General features: G+C 67.9%; 19 protein-coding genes. 7 read left to right on the forward strand and 12 right to left on the reverse strand.

Annotation, left to right across the window (positions count from 1 at the left end):
- Positions 1-162: 162 nt before the first annotated feature.
- Genes V7Q48_RS17805 through V7Q48_RS17820 form a run of 4 tightly spaced genes read right to left on the reverse strand, consistent with a single transcriptional unit; the run spans position 163 to position 2,715 of the window.
- Entirely contained in the window at positions 163-672 is a 510-nt protein-coding gene (locus V7Q48_RS17805; RefSeq protein ID WP_333840513.1) for a phage major tail tube protein, read from the reverse strand.
- Positions 673-698: 26 nt separating this feature from the next.
- Positions 699-1,802 carry a phage tail sheath subtilisin-like domain-containing protein gene (locus tag V7Q48_RS17810; protein WP_333840515.1) on the reverse strand — a complete coding sequence of 368 codons (1,104 nt, stop codon included), beginning with the start codon at positions 1,800-1,802 and terminating at the stop codon, positions 699-701.
- 14 nt (positions 1,803-1,816) lie between these two features.
- The gene (locus V7Q48_RS17815) at positions 1,817-2,206 is read right to left on the reverse strand and encodes a GPW/gp25 family protein (RefSeq protein WP_333840516.1); all 390 of its coding nucleotides are present in this window, start codon (positions 2,204-2,206) and stop codon (positions 1,817-1,819) included.
- Positions 2,203-2,715, reverse strand: a complete 513-nt coding sequence (locus V7Q48_RS17820) for a phage baseplate assembly protein V (RefSeq protein ID WP_333840517.1) — start codon at positions 2,713-2,715, stop codon at positions 2,203-2,205. The genes V7Q48_RS17815 and V7Q48_RS17820 overlap by 4 nt, the downstream gene beginning before the upstream one ends.
- A 112-nt stretch (positions 2,716-2,827) precedes the next feature.
- On the opposite strand from V7Q48_RS17820, the gene V7Q48_RS17825 reads away from it, so the two are divergent.
- The 6 genes from V7Q48_RS17825 to V7Q48_RS17850 are packed head-to-tail and all read left to right on the forward strand — an operon-like array spanning position 2,828 to position 9,195.
- Positions 2,828-3,787, forward strand: coding sequence for a baseplate assembly protein (locus tag V7Q48_RS17825; protein ID WP_333840518.1), 960 nt, complete (start codon positions 2,828-2,830; stop codon positions 3,785-3,787).
- Positions 3,777-4,436: a phage tail protein I gene (locus tag V7Q48_RS17830; RefSeq protein WP_333840521.1), complete on the forward strand. Its 660-nt coding sequence runs from the start codon at positions 3,777-3,779 to the stop codon at positions 4,434-4,436. Before V7Q48_RS17825 ends, V7Q48_RS17830 begins: the two co-directional genes overlap by 11 nt.
- Complete coding sequence (locus tag V7Q48_RS17835) at positions 4,433-5,926, forward strand: hypothetical protein (protein WP_333840523.1); 1,494 nt, start codon at positions 4,433-4,435, stop codon at positions 5,924-5,926. The genes V7Q48_RS17830 and V7Q48_RS17835 overlap by 4 nt, the downstream gene beginning before the upstream one ends.
- A complete protein-coding gene (locus tag V7Q48_RS17840; protein WP_333840528.1) occupies positions 5,923-6,420 on the forward strand; it encodes a hypothetical protein in 498 nt (165 codons plus the stop codon). Before V7Q48_RS17835 ends, V7Q48_RS17840 begins: the two co-directional genes overlap by 4 nt.
- A 1-nt stretch (position 6,421) precedes the next feature.
- Positions 6,422-8,233, forward strand: a complete 1,812-nt coding sequence (locus V7Q48_RS17845) for a hypothetical protein (protein ID WP_333840529.1) — start codon at positions 6,422-6,424, stop codon at positions 8,231-8,233.
- Positions 8,234-8,259: 26 nt separating this feature from the next.
- Entirely contained in the window at positions 8,260-9,195 is a 936-nt protein-coding gene (locus V7Q48_RS17850; protein ID WP_333840530.1) for a hypothetical protein, read from the forward strand.
- A gap of 34 nt (positions 9,196-9,229) precedes the next feature.
- On the opposite strand, the gene V7Q48_RS17855 is transcribed toward V7Q48_RS17850, so the two are convergent.
- Positions 9,230-9,400 (reverse strand): hypothetical protein, encoded by a 171-nt coding sequence (locus V7Q48_RS17855; RefSeq protein WP_333840532.1) that lies wholly within the window; start codon positions 9,398-9,400, stop codon positions 9,230-9,232.
- Between the two features lie 141 nt (positions 9,401-9,541).
- Here V7Q48_RS17855 and V7Q48_RS17860 point away from each other — a divergent pair, with 141 nt between their 5' ends.
- Complete coding sequence (locus tag V7Q48_RS17860; RefSeq protein ID WP_333840534.1) at positions 9,542-10,261, forward strand: hypothetical protein; 720 nt, start codon at positions 9,542-9,544, stop codon at positions 10,259-10,261.
- 29 nt (positions 10,262-10,290) lie between these two features.
- Here the strand turns inward: V7Q48_RS17860 and V7Q48_RS17865 are convergent, their stop codons facing one another.
- The 7 genes from V7Q48_RS17865 to V7Q48_RS17895 are packed head-to-tail and all read right to left on the reverse strand — an operon-like array spanning position 10,291 to position 13,482.
- A complete protein-coding gene (locus tag V7Q48_RS17865) occupies positions 10,291-11,289 on the reverse strand; it encodes an SOS response-associated peptidase family protein (RefSeq protein ID WP_333840536.1) in 999 nt (332 codons plus the stop codon).
- A 48-nt stretch (positions 11,290-11,337) separates the two neighbouring features.
- On the reverse strand, positions 11,338-11,808 hold the full coding sequence (locus V7Q48_RS17870; protein ID WP_333840537.1) for a phage virion morphogenesis protein: 471 nt from the start codon (positions 11,806-11,808) through the stop codon (positions 11,338-11,340).
- A gap of 2 nt (positions 11,809-11,810) precedes the next feature.
- Entirely contained in the window at positions 11,811-12,290 is a 480-nt protein-coding gene (locus V7Q48_RS17875; RefSeq protein ID WP_333840539.1) for a phage tail protein, read from the reverse strand.
- Positions 12,287-12,412 carry a hypothetical protein gene (locus V7Q48_RS17880; protein WP_333840541.1) on the reverse strand — a complete coding sequence of 42 codons (126 nt, stop codon included), beginning with the start codon at positions 12,410-12,412 and terminating at the stop codon, positions 12,287-12,289. Before V7Q48_RS17880 ends, V7Q48_RS17875 begins: the two co-directional genes overlap by 4 nt.
- Positions 12,405-12,788 (reverse strand): hypothetical protein, encoded by a 384-nt coding sequence (locus tag V7Q48_RS17885; protein WP_333840543.1) that lies wholly within the window; start codon positions 12,786-12,788, stop codon positions 12,405-12,407. The genes V7Q48_RS17880 and V7Q48_RS17885 overlap by 8 nt, the downstream gene beginning before the upstream one ends.
- Before the next feature lie 2 nt (positions 12,789-12,790).
- Entirely contained in the window at positions 12,791-13,009 is a 219-nt protein-coding gene (locus V7Q48_RS17890; RefSeq protein ID WP_333840545.1) for a tail protein X, read from the reverse strand.
- Complete coding sequence (locus V7Q48_RS17895) at positions 13,009-13,482, reverse strand: head completion/stabilization protein (protein WP_333840547.1); 474 nt, start codon at positions 13,480-13,482, stop codon at positions 13,009-13,011. The genes V7Q48_RS17890 and V7Q48_RS17895 overlap by 1 nt, the downstream gene beginning before the upstream one ends.
- Between the last annotated feature and the right edge of the window lie 34 nt (positions 13,483-13,516).

Here is a 13,516-nt window from a genome sequence, read left to right on the forward strand (position 1 = left end):
GGGGCGGCGGGCGAGGGGGTGGTGGTGTCGGTCATGGCTGGCGATCCTTGGGGCGAGCGGTCTAGCGGGGTATCCCCTGCCGGCAGGACCGCCTTCTGCCGGCAGGGGGACCGGACGGCACGTGCCGCCCGGATCTTGGGAAGTGCGGGAGGTGGGGAGGGATCAGCGGCCCAGCGCGGCGCGGATCGCGGCGTAGCGATCCTCGCCCCGCACCAGGAAGACCATGTTGATGAGGTCGATCTCGATCCAGTCGACGCCGTCGACGATCAGGCGGTAGTAGCTGCAGGCCAGCTTGTACTTGTGCGTGGTGTTGTCGCCGACCTTGGCATTGCCGAAGTCGATCTCGGTGTAGCGGCCCATGCAGACCACCTCGAGCGCCTTGGTCGCGCCGGTCTGGTCATCCTGGTAGGCGCCGACGAAGCGCACGAGACTGCCGGCGATGGCCGGCTTGCCGAACTGCGCCAGCGCGGTCTCGATCAGTCCGCCCATGGAGAACTCGAACTCGATCTTGTCGAGGCCCATGTCGATCGGCACCGGGCCGAGCATGCCGCCGCCGCGCCAGTCCTCGGTCTTGAGCACCAGCTTGGGCACGGTGACTTCCTCGGTCTCGGCGAGGTGGCCGACGCCCTCGACCAGCATGTCCATCTGCTTCAGCTTGAAGGGGAAACCCATTGGTCAGATCCTTGTGATGGGGCCGATCAAGCCGCGAGCTGGCTGGCGAAGTCGGCGTAGTACTGGTCGGTCACGCGGGCATTGAGCGTGAGGCCTTCCATCGGGGCGACGCCGGTGAAGTCGTAGTCGATCACCGCCTGGCCGCCGGCGAGCTGCGCCGCAGAGTTGAGCGCCGGGTCGTACCAGGCCCGGCCGCCGATCAGTCGGCCTTGCGTGACGTACTGGCGCAGCCTGGCGTTGACGGTGTCGACGGTGTCCTTGACCAGCATTACGGTCATCGGCTTGTCGGCCGCCCAGGCGAGGCCCTGCTCGATCTCGTCGCCGATGACCTGCGAGGAGCGCACCACGCTCTCGAAGGCCCAAAGCGGCTCGTCGGAACAAGTGCGGTTGCCCCAGTAGCGATAGCCGCCGCCGAAGCGCACCAGCGTGGTGATGCCGGCGGCATTGAGCAGCGCGGCGTCGGTGGTCTCGCTGCCGAAGTCGAAGGTGATGTCTCGCGCGATCCCGGTCACGCCGGTGACGGGCACGTTCGAGATCGTCTTGTGCCAGCCCGTGTCGGCATCGATCTGCGCGCGCAGGCCCATGGCGCGGGCGACGGCATCGCCGGCGAAGTCACTCGACCAGTTGGGCCAAATCATCATCATCTCGCGCTCGCCGAAGTTGGCGCGATAGGTGATGGCCTCGGCGACGGTGGCGCCCTGGCCGGCGAAGTAGAGGAAGCCGCGCAGCTTCCTGGCGACGCCGGCGAAGTGCGTGGTCACCGCCTCGGTATCGAGGCCAGGCGCACCAAGGATGCGCGGGCGCTGGCCCGTCTCCATCTCGGCCGCGAGTAGCAGGTCGATGCCGGCCATGGTCAGCGCGTCCTGGCCTTGTGCGTCGACGCCGACGCGCACCAGCACGATCACCGGGTTCGCGACGTCGGCGATGGCGGCGAGCGCTGCGGGCAGGGTGCCGGTGGCGCCGATCGTCGCCAGCGCCTTGCGCACGTCGGTGATGAGCACGCGGGCATTGAGCGGGAAGGTGCCGGCGGGCGCATCGGGCGCTGTGCCGACGAGGCCGAGGACGCCGGTGGAGGCGGACACTATCGGCCGCGTGCCCTGGGTAAGGAAGTTGGTCTTGATGCCGTGCATGGGGTTGCTCCTGGTCAGGCGGCGCGGGTGGAGGGTCGCGCCGCGGCAAGGCGGGCGAGGGGGATGGTCAGGCGGGTGAGGGCATTGGCGGTGCTGCCGGCGCGGGTGCCGACGATCTCGGCGGTGGCTTGCCCAGCGGCGAAGTCGCCCGAGACCACGACCTGGCGAAGCACGATGCGCGGCTCCCAGCGGGCCAGGGCGATGGCGATGGCCATCGAGGCCAGCAGCAGCGTGGCGCGGTTCAACGGCCGGTCGGTGAGCTCGGCGAGCAGGCAGCCGTAATCGCGCTCCATGATCCGCGTGCCGAGCGGGGTGGTGACGATGTCCTCGCAGGATTGGACCAGGTGCTCGTCACCCTTAAGCGGGGCGCCGGTCGCGCGGTTCATGCCGGTAAGGCTGGTCATACCGGCACTCCGCTCTGAGCAGCGCCTGCCTGGACCTGCCCGTGCCGGTGGGTCTGGAGGCTGACGCCGGCGGCCTCCACATCCTGCGTCGCGGTGATCGACCCGTTGACCTCGAAGTCGCCCGTCAGCTGCAGCTTTCCGCCATCGGGCAGCGAGAATGCCAGGGTGTGGCTGTCGGGGTCGTAGGACAGCACCGCGCCATCCTTGAACCGTATCAAGTCGGCCATGCCGTTCGCAGGCACGGGGAAGGCGTTGCAGGCGATCCCGCCGACCGCGATGGCCGCGCCGATCTCGCCGGCCGGGCACAGCACCAGCACCTGCTCGCCGACCGCAGGCGGGCACCAGACGCGGGTCTCGCCCATGCGCGGAGCGGCCCAGCGGATCGGGCCGGTACGCAAGCCCTCGTCGATCTCGACCACGCACTTGCCCACCGCATGATCGACGGCGACGACGCGGCCGAAGCGGACCAGCTCGTCGGGATCGGTGGGGGTGCTCTCGGGGGTTCTCATGCCCCCCATCAGCCACGCCGGTGCCGCGCTCGCCATGGGGCGGGGTTGTCATGGCCCGCTTCACAACGCGCGCGGGTGGCAGAGAGGCGAGTGCCTGCCCGATAGCGGACCCATGGTATCCAGCACGTCCGCCATCGACCTGTCGCAACTCGCCCCGCCTACGGTGGTCGAGCAGCTGTCCTACGACGCGATCCGCGGCGCAGTGGTGGCCAAGCTGCTCGAGGATCTGCCGACGTTCGATGCGACGGTGAAGAGCGATCCGGCGGTCAAGGTGCTCGAGGTCTACGCTTACCGCGAGATGCTGCTGCGCCAGCAGTTCAACGAGCGCGCAAGGCAGGTGATGCTGGCCTATGCCCGCGACAGCAACCTCGACCAGCTCGGCGCGCTGCTGAACGTCGCGCGCCTGCCTGGCGAGGAGGACGACGCCTATCGCGCGCGGATCCAGTTAGCGCCCGAGGCCTTCAGCGTCGCTGGGCCGGCCTCGGCGTACCGCTACTATGCGCTCTCGGCCGCGCCGACGATCGCCGACGCCAGCGTGAGCGCGGCGCGGCCCGACGACATCCGCGCGCTGGTGCTGCAGGTGCTGGCCTCCAACGGCGCTGGCGCTCCGCTCGTCGCCGCCATGACCGCCGCGCTCGATGCCGCGGCCTGGCCCGGCACGGTGACGATCGCGCTGCTCTCGAGCCAGGGCGACGGGTCGGCCAGTCCCGAGGAGATCGAGGCCGTCGAGCTGGCGGTCGCCGACGACGAGGACGTGCGCCCGCTGACCGATTGGCCGCGCATCGTCTCGGCTGAGATCGTCCCTTACGCGATCGACATCGACCTGTGGATCTACACCGGCCCCGACGAGACCGTGGTGCTCGCCGCCGCGCAAAGTGCGGTCGAAGCCTATAAGGCGCGCGCGCGCCGGTTGGGGCGCGAGATCACGCGCGCCGGCCTATTCGGCGCCGCGATGGTGTCGGGCGTCCACAACGCTGTGGTGAACAGTCCCGCCGCCGACGTGCCTATCACCCGCCAGCAGGTCGCAGCCTGCGTCGGCACCGCCGTCAGGATCGCCGGCCGTGTCGAGTAACGCCAGCCTTCTGCCGCCCAACGCGACCGACCTCGAGACCGCGCTCGCTGAAGTGGGCCTGCGTCTCGAGAACGTCGACATGCCGATCGCGGATCTGTGGAACCCCGCGACCTGCCCGATCGCCGCGCTGCCGTGGCTGGCCTGGACGCTGTCGATCGACCGCTGGGATGCGGAGTGGACCGACGAGCGCAAACGCGCCGCCACCGCAAGCGCCATCGCCGACCAGCGCCGCAAGGGCAGCGTCGCCGCGGTGCGCGAGGCCATGACCGCGATCGACGGCCTGCTCGAGCTGGTCGAGTGGCATCAGGCCAGCCCGCGCCGCACGCCCCACACCTTCGAGCTGCGCTTGCCGGTGGTCGGCCGCGATGGCGTCGCCGGTGGCGCGCGCTGCTCGGTCGCCACCACCATGCAGATCATCGCCGACGTCACCCGCGTTGCGCCGGCGCGTTCGCAGTTCGACGTCGTGCTCGATCTCACGGTGGCTGGGGCCGGCGCGGTGCGTGGCGCCGCGCGGACCGCGCTCTACCGCCGCATGGCGCTGCCCGGCACCGACACCAGCGGCATCGCCTGGGGCGCACTGCTGCAGACCGAGGCTGGCGAGCCGCTGACCGACGACACCGGCGAATTTCTCGATGGGAGTGCCGCATGATCCCGCTTGTCCTGCAGATCACCGACGCGGGCCGCGCGGCCATGGTCGATCCCGCCGGTGGCGGCACGCGCCGCGTCACCATCGCCGGGGCCGGCCTGACTGCGCAGGCCTTCATTGCCGCGCCAACGCTCACCGCGCTTCCCGGCGAGTTCAAGCGCCTCGCCACCGTCTCAGGCCAGGTCGTGGCACCCGACGTCGTCCACCTCACCGTGCGCGACAGCGCGCCCGAGACGTATGCCGTGCGTGGCATCGGCCTGTACCTTGCCGATGGCACGCTGTTCGCCGCTTACAGCCAGGCCGATCCGATCCTCGAGAAGGCCGCCCCGGCCACGTTCCTCGTCGCTTTCGACTGGAAGCTGGCGCCGGTTGACGCCGGGGCGATCCAGTTCGGGGATGCCGGCTTCCTCAATCCGCCCGCTACCGAGAGCGTGCCGGGTGTGACCATGCTGGCAACGATCGCCGAGGCGCTGGCTGGGCAGGTCGCCGACAAGGCGCTGACGCCCGCAGGCCTTGGCCAAGCGCTCGCCAGCTATGTGCGCAATGCGCAGCTTGGTGCGGCCAATGGCGTGGCGACGCTCGGCCCCGACGGCAAGCTGGCGCTGGGCCAGCGCCCGCCGATCGACCTCATCGACGTGTGGCCAGTCGGCAGCCAGGCCGCGATGTTGGCGCTCGGCGCCACCGTCGGCGACTTCGCGGTGCGCGCCGACAATGGCCTGGTCTATGTGCTGCAGGCCCTGCCAGCCAATGTGCTGGGCAACTGGCTGGAGATCTCGACGCCGGCGCCGGTGTCCTCGGTCAACGGCAAGGTGGGCGCAGTCTTCCTTGGCCCAGACGAGGTCGGCGCAGTGCCGAACTGGCGCCACGTGCGCACCGAAGGCCCGCTGCTGCGCGGCGGTGGTGGATTGACCGACGATCTGACGCTGGCGCTGACGCCCGCGAGCGCGGCCGAGGCGGCGGCGGGAGCAGCCGGGGACCGCGTCGTCACCCCCGCCAGCCTCGCCGACATCCTCGGCGTTCTCAACTCGCGCGCCTGGAACGGCAATACCGTGGCCACCAGCGGCCTTCTCACCGGCGGCGGCCGGCTGCAGGACAACCCGGTGCTGCATCTCGAGAGCGCCTCGGTACAGGACGTGATAGACGGCGGGAACTGGGGTAAGGCAGTGACGCCCGGCGCGCTGGGCAATCTTCCCAAGAGCCTGACGCCCAATGGCTTCGTCATGCTGCCCGGCGGCATCAAGCTCATGTGGGTGCAGCTGCGCCAGACCATCACCTACGAGCAGCCGATCACCGTCGTCTATCCCGACAGCTTTGCCAGCTTCGTCGTACCGCTCGCGGTCACCGCCTGGAACAACCAGTACTCCAACACCCGCGACATGTGGGTGCAGCTGGTCGGCGAGCCTGGGCTGTCGAGCTGCCTGGTGCAGACCCAGTCCAACAGCACCACCAACCAGCGCATCGACGGCATCAACCTCGTCCTCATCGGAAAATGACCATGGGCCGGATCTACTACAGCGCCGCGCGCGGCGGCTTCTTCAACACCGACAGCCACAACGAGCTGCCCGATGATGCCGTGCGTATCTCGGCGCTGCGCCATGCCGAGCTGCTGGCTGCACAGGCGACCGGGCGCAAGATCGTGCCCGGGGACAAGGGCAAGCCGGTGCTGGCGCCGGCCAAGGCTCCCGGGGTCGAGCGGCTTCGCGCCTGGGCAACCGAGGATCTCTCGGCCGAGGCGACGCGGCGGATCGAGGCCGTGGCCTCGCGCGCGCGCCAGTCGAACGACAATGCGCTGATCGCCCAAGCCGCACTGGCAGCGGCTACCGGTGCTGCAGCGCCTGACGGGCTCGACGAAGCGATGGCCCGCCGGGCCACGATCGATGCAATCCGCGCTGCCTTCCACCGTGCCGCCGCGATCGTTGCGCGCATGCCGGCAGCAAACCTAACCGACTTCGATGCCACGGCCGCGCGCTATTGGGTGGAGGGCTGACATGGCCAAGATTTCCGAACTTCCCGCCGTCCCGAGCCCAGACGGGTCCGAACAGGTCATCGTCCTGAAGGATGGCGCCACGCAGCGGGCTACGATTTCGGGCATGATGTCCCGCGCGCTGGATAGCGCCTGGTATTATGCGGGCAAGTCGGCCGCACAGCCGATGGTGACCGATCTTCTCGGCAACATCCTCCAGTATGCCCAAAACGGCTACCTGTATCCTTCGCGCGATCCCGACGATCCAGGACTCAGCGCCGACTTCATCCGCCGCGCGCGCTCGGCAGGCCTCGACAGCGTCTGGACATATGGCGGCAAGGGTAGCGTGCTGGTCACGGACCTGGTCGGCAACATCATTTCCTACGCTGCGGGCGGGATCACCTATTCGATCCCTGACCCTAATGATCCCGGCTTCGCGCCCAAATTCCAGAACAGCATGAAAAGCGCAGGGTTTGGCGACGTCTGGACTTACGTCGGCGGCAGCGATGTGATCGTGACAGACCTTGTCGGCAACATCATTGCCACCACCAGCAGCTTGGCGAAGACCGCTGGCGCGGTTCGGCGCATAGAGCCGGTGCCGCTTAAGGCCAGCCTGCTGCTGACCGCTGACCGGCAGTGGACTGGCACGTTGATCAGCGGTCAGTCGCTCTCGGTCGGTGAGCATGCCTACGGGGTGATCTCGAACAGCCAGCCCTTTGCAAATCTCACCTTTGGCTCCGGTCCCGGCTCGACGAAGTCCGGCTCGACCGGCAGCAATGGATCGCCTGGGGTTTCGACATCGATGCCGCTCGTCGAGACGCTCGTACGTGCCGAGGATGCCGGGCTGTGGGGTGCGGGAGAAAGCCCGTGCTCGGGCACTGCGAACTTCGCCGTCGAGCGGGCACTGCGCAAGGGCCTGATTGCGAGCCCTGCGGATTATGTCAACTTCGCCTGGACCTCTGGCCACACCGGCTACACGCTCGATCAGCTGACCGCCGATGCCTGGTTTCAGCTGCTACGCGACCAGGTCGATGGCTTCGTTGCGCTGGCGATGGCGGCCGGCAAGACGCACGCGATCCCCGCGATCTACTGGATCCAGGGCAATGCCGACGTATCGGCCGGAACCAGCTATGAGGCCTATAAGACCAAGCTCAAGGCATACCGCGCCAAGGTCGAGGCATACGTCCAGTCCAGGATCGCCAACAACGGACCGGTCGCGTTGGTGATGGTGCAATGCGAATATGGGCTGTCGACCACGAGCGCGATCGCCCTGGCCCAGATCGACCTGGTCCGCAGCGAACCGCACTTCTACTGCGTGGGGCCCACCTATCACCTCCCGCACTACCAGACCGAAAGTCACCTCGTCGCGGCGGGTTACAAGTGGATGGGGTGCTATTTCGGCCGCGCCAAGGCCCAGCTCGAACGCGAGCAGGTCGTGCCCGACTGGCTGCAGCTGCTGTCGGTCAGCTATTATGGCGGTGAGGCGAAGTTCCGCTGGCGGGTGCCGGCGCAGCCCATCGTGATCGATGAGGCGCTTTGCGGCAGCACAGCGCAATCGGGCCTCGCAATCAGGGACAGCAATGGCCTTGTCGGCTTGAGCAACGTCCGCGTCACCGCCGCCGACGAGATCACCGCCACCTGTGCGCGCCCGCCGCTGGCAGGCGCCACGGGCCGCGTCGCGCTCGATTTTAAAGGCGCGAGCATCAAGCTCGGCAACGCCTGCACCTCCAACATCCGCGATTCATCCGAAGAAACCTGCGTCGTCGGGGGCATCGTGCGTCCACTCTGGCGCGTGGCGCCGGCTCAAGAACTTCCAGTGCTCTTCATTCAGGGGTAAGTCCTATGCGCGTTGCTCATACCATTGTGCCGACCATCTCTGCCTCCTCTCCGTACGGCAAGGTGGCTCTCGGTGATCGCAAGCCTGCCATTCCGCGCTTCACCGTCGAGGCGGCCGCCGACTGCCACGCGCAGTTCGGCAGTGACGTCTTCAGCCTGCTGGACCAGGTCGGCGGCGGGTGTTTCGAGCCGCTGGCGGTCGACGGCTCCCCCGGCACGCCGATCTTCCGCCCCAATAGTCTGGTGACGGCCGACAGCATCTTCACCTCCTCGGTTTCGTCCGGGGTGATGACGGTGACCGGCTCCGTGACGGGGCGCGCTCTTGGCAGCGGTATGGTGGTATCGGGCTCTGGTCTGACCCGCGGTGCGACCATCCAGTCGCAGCTCACCGGCACGCCGGGCGGAGCTGGTACCTATCAGCTTTCTACGAACGACACGGCATCGGCGTCCGAGCGGTGGGCGACGAGCACTTATAGCGGGCTGATGTGCCCGTGGACTGACCAGGCCAACCAGACGACGGTGGTCGTGTTCGCCAACCCCAACATCCAGATGAATGCCTATATCCTGGGCGACTACATCACGGGGGACACCGCCGCCGGGTGGTATCTGCGCACCGCCACCAACGGGTTCACCCAGCGCTGCGCGCCGGGGGACCAGTCCGCCTCGATCACCTTGCCCTCGCGGGGCAACGGCTCCTGGCTCTGCCTGGTCATCACCGAGGACGCCGCCTCGGTTCGCGTCAAGAGCGGCAACCTTGCAACGTCCGCATCGCCCGTCGCGCGGGTCTCATCGGGGCGGCGTCGATCGATCGGCAATCGCGCGCTGACCGATCTGACCTACCAGACCGGCTTGGAAGTGGCCGAAGTCGTTCACATCCCGGCGACGGTGGACGAGGCGGAGATGGTGAACCTTTACAATCGCGCCAAGGCGCGCGCCGCTCTGCGCGGCATTGCGGTCTTGTGAGATAGATTAGTGGCCGGCTCATGCCGGCCACCACTCATTGGGCATCGTCGAATGCGCTGTCACGCAGCAGAACGCCTTCGCCGCAGTCGATCAGGATCTTCCGCTCCAACTCCGTGACCTGAAGCGCGTCCATACCATCAATCGGCCAGTGTCGTATGACCCGGCCGGTTTGCTCATCGAGCAGATACAGGTTGCGGCGTTTCATCGGGGGCTCCTGCGGGAGGAAAGCCTTCCTGGCTTGGCGGTTCCGGGATTTCTCCAGCTGTTGTTCCGCGTCTACTGACACCGTCGCTGCGATCCAATCCCGAGCACCAGATGCAATGCCGGGCACTCTCCCTTCCACGAGGTGTTCGGCATGATCGATATCCGTAAATCCCAGACGGCACTGGCCAAGGCCGGCTATGCGCCTGGCCCGATCGATGGCCTGTGGGGGCCATCGTTCTGCACGGCGCTGCTCGCTCATCAGGCTGGCCGCCAGCCCGACGCAATGCTGCGCACGCTTGGCCGCGCCATGGCCGCCGAATTGCCACGACACGGCATCATCGACACGCCCGCACGCCTTGCCGAGTTCCTCGCCCAAACCGGCAACGAAACCGGCGGATACACGCGGTTCGAGGAGAACCTGCGCTACTCCGCGCGGCGGTTACTGAAAATCTGGCCGAGCCGGTTCAAGACGCTGGCACAGGCGCAGCCCTATGCCTGGGATCCGTCGGACCCTGACCGCGAGGACATGGCGCTGGCTGAGCGGGTCTATGGCGGGCGCATGGGCAATGTGGCCGGCACGAGCGATGCCTGGGACGCGCGGGGTGGGGGACTGCTGCAGCATACCGGGCAGGCTGAATACGATGCCTTGCGCACACGGCTCGGGGTGACGTCTGAGCAGATCCACGGCGGGGATCCGGTGGCGATGGTGCGCGCGGCTTGCGACTATTGGGATCGGGTGGGTGCCAACGCCTATTGCGACCGGGGCGACTTCCGGGGCCTGCGTAAGCGGGTCAACGGCGGGTTTATCGGCGTCGATGAAGTTGCGGTGCGTCGGGCGCACAGCTTGGCTATGCTGACGTGACTGCCGGCCGGACCGGCGCCGCCTCTGCCTTATTCGCCGCTCTTCCATAGGTTTCGGGTCGCGTCGATCGTCACGTCGTCGGCAGGCCATGGGCGATCGAAGCGCGCGAGTTCATTCAGCGGCGCTTGCAGCCACGGCTCCCAGTCCGCCGGCGCCAGGATGACCGGCGATCGATCATGGATCCCGGCCAACTCGGGGGCATTGTCGGTCATCACGCCGGTATAGACCGGACCCCATTCATCGCTGTCACGCCACAAGCCAGCCCAGGCGAACATTGGGGCGGATCGCAGCGACAACCAGGTCGACGTCATTTCCCCCGATTTTCCGACCGCCTCCGCATAGGAGACGGCAGGGATCAGGCAGCGGTTCTCAGGCCCGGTCCAGCGCTTCCAGAACCCGCCGAGCTTGTCGAACCGCGCGTTGTTGACGGGCTTGGGCTTTAGCGGCTGTCCGCGTTTGCCGGTCAGGACGACCGGGAAGCCCCAGGTCATCTGATCGAGGACCAGTTCTCCGTCACGCTGGCGGATGACCCAGCCCGGATCCTTGGGATGCACGATCGCCGGGCCATCGTTGAACTCGCGCCACATGCGCGCGCCGAACAGCTGCCTGATGTTCTCGCGTTCGCCCGGCTTGTACCTGTTGCACATGAGCCAAGGGTGAGGCCGGCCCGTATCAGGGTCAAGCATCTCCTCGTGCCAGCGGCGCTCGCGTGCCCAGAGATCAGGCGCGAATGCAGGCGGCAGCCCAAGGATTCCGTGGCATAGTTCAAGAAACTGATGCGCCTGCGCTGCCCGTGTTCGCCACTCGACATGGGCGTTATGCGGATCGAAGATCGGGCGCGAGATCACGTTCAGAAATTGCCTGACCTGCCAATCTTGAAGCCCGTGCCGCGATGCCAGCCAGGCAAGGGACAGGCGCAATCCCCAGCTGGGGAAGACGATCGCTGTCTGCGCTTCAGCCACGGCCTCCGCGATTTCCTCAAGCGCAAGGCGCGTCAGGCGGTCGAGGGAGGCGGGCATGATTCGCATGTGCCGACGAGAACATTAGTGGAACAAAAAGGTCAATGGAGCGCTGGCTCACTTTCCGTCGAGCAGATTTAGGGCGCTTTGCTCGATCACATCCTGGTCGCGCGCACTCAGGCCGAGCAACCGCCGCTGAGCATATCGCACCCGGATCGAGGCGCGAATGTCCGGATCGACCGGGGCTTCCTCGCCGAAGTGATGGACCTCGGCGATGCGCGCGACCAGCGGGCGGAATCGGATCACGATCTCGTCAGCGCTGGTTTGTGCGCGCAGGTTGCGCGCCAGCGCGGCCTTGGGGAACATGCGACCTTTCCGCTTGCGCAGCCGACCGCGCCGATCGCGCTGGCTCTTGCGCGGTTCCATCGCACTGCCGTCGGGCTGGACGTTGTCGCGGATCCGCTTCGCATTGGCATCGCGCAGGGCCTTGCCCAGCTTGCGTGTCATCTTGCGCCGCGCGGCCGGCGCCAGGCGCTGGAGATAGCCCTCGAGCCAGGGGGCGAGGTGGTCGAGACCGTCGTCTGCCATGGTCAGTCCGCCGGCAGCGGCGCGACCTGCTGGCCATCGACCCAGATCGAGGTGAGGCCGGGGCCGAGCGCCTGCGCGTCCGGGATCATCGGCGCCGGCTCGGCCAGCGTGGCCAGATCCCAGCGACCGCCGGGGCCGGGGATGGCCGAGACAATATCTCGGAGCGACAGTGTGATCTGCAAGTCGACGGTCTTCTCATTGAGGATGTCGACCTCGAAGGGGAAGCCCTCGGCGCCGCTGGCGAGCAAGTCGGGCTGCTGAGTACGGAGCCAGTCGCAGATCCAGAACATGAGCCACGACGGATCGTCGACGAACCCGCTGACGAGCACGTTCAAGTCATATTCCCAAGAGAAGCCACGCTGCGGCCCAAGGCGCGCGGAGATCCTGCCCTTCTCAACCCACATGGTGAGGTGGTCGGGGTTCTTGGCGAAGTCGGGGTGCGCAGCAACCAGCGCCGCGCGAAGGAGGTCTGCCTTCTTCACCGGCCGCGCCCGGCGCGCGCACCGCGGCGCAGCTGCAGATGGTGGGGCAGGGCGTAGAGGCCCGCCAAGCAGGCGCCCGCAATGCTGGCGAGCGTGACGGCGCCGATCAGCAGATCACCCATTGCCGATCTCCCCGGTGGCAGGCTCGGGCAGGCCGAGCCGCTTGCGGAACAGCCAGGCCGCGCCATCGAGCAGCAGCGCGAAGCCGACCATGCCCTGCGCCATCGCGATCAGCACCGCCGCGACCGGATCGAGATGGTAGAAGCTGACCAGAACGACGGAGATCGTCGCGAAGGCTGGCAGCGCCGAGACCTCGCCGACCGCGACGTAGCGGCGGCGGCGGTGCCAGTGCTGCGCCAGCACTGGGTCAGCCGGGGGATCGCCGGCGAGGCCATAGAGGCGCAGGCCCAGCTTGGCCGCGACGACGGTGCCGGCGGCGAACAGGCTGGTCAGCCACCAGAAGAAGAAGGCGCGCCAGTCGCTCATGTCGATGCCCATGGTCAGTCCCAGAGGTTGGTGGTGGCAAGTGTGCCGACGGCGCCGGCGAGCGGCGGATCGGGCAGCAGGATGGCGGTGCCCTCGCCGATCAGCGCTGTGGCGGCGATGCCGGGGTTTAGCTCGAGCGCCTGCTCGACTACGCCACCGGCCGTCGCGCCGAGCACGCGCCAGCAGATGGCATCGAGGGTCTCGCCTTGGTTCGCGATGGTGGGCAGCGGCATCAGATCAGCTCCACCGCGACGCGGGTCGTGCCGATGAGGTCGCGGATCGCCTCGGTGCACATGCGCCGGTATTCGCCGGCCGAGAGCTTGTCATCTTCGGTGCGGGCCAGGCCATGGGTGGTGGCAGTGACGTCGCGGTGCGTCTCGGACAGCTCCGCCGCCGCCGCGCAGCGCACCGCGCGGATGTAGAGCACTACGGCGCGCGGTTGGCCGTTGATGGTGCGGGCCGGCTCGACCTGCGCAAGGCCGGTCGCCCCCTTGGCCTCACGACTTGCGCGCCAGCTGGCCAGCTGGCCCTCGATCGTGAGCAAGCCACTCTCGATCGCCGCGACGAGGCGCGGGTGGGTCACCACTTCGCCAAGGCGCAGGGCGTCGCGCATCGCGTTGCAGTCGATGTCGGGCCACCAGCCATCGCCCAGCACCGTGGAGCCGGGCGGCGAAGACGGCGATGGCGGTGCAGCAACGAAGCTCATGGGGCTTTCCTCCGAAGGGGGTGGGGGGTGAGGG

This window comes from Novosphingobium sp. (genome assembly GCF_036803765.1).
In the GTDB taxonomy this organism is placed as follows: Bacteria; Pseudomonadota; Alphaproteobacteria; order Sphingomonadales; family Sphingomonadaceae; genus Novosphingobium.